At 42.9% G+C, this 319-nt stretch carries 1 protein-coding gene; it reads right to left on the bottom strand.

The features are described 5' to 3' along the window. Window positions 1-319 (bottom strand): MBG domain-containing protein (locus ACG94X_RS16820; protein ID WP_419384802.1); only part of this gene is annotated, 319 nt, incomplete at both ends.

The following is a 319-nucleotide window of genomic DNA, read 5'->3' on the forward strand; positions in this document are numbered from 1 at the left end:
TGTTGTAGTTACCATTGCTCAATGTGCCATCAACAGTGAGTGTGTGATTACCTGCATTGGTCGTATTGCTAATACCAAAACTGTTGTTTAATCCTGTCAGTACAGAGGCAGTTTCTCCATTCACCAAGCCTGAGACACTGAAGTTCGGATTAACTTGGTTTGTATCACCATAAATAGATGAGCCACTATTCGCGGTTACAGTAATGTCTTTTTTACCCACCCCCCATGTGCCATCAGTACGTTGCGTGATGTTGTAGTTACCATTGCTCAATGTGCCATCAACAGTGAGTGTGTGATTACCTGCATTGGTCGTATTGCT

It is taken from the genome of Acinetobacter psychrotolerans (assembly GCF_048552595.1).
Classification (GTDB): domain Bacteria; phylum Pseudomonadota; class Gammaproteobacteria; order Pseudomonadales; family Moraxellaceae; genus Acinetobacter.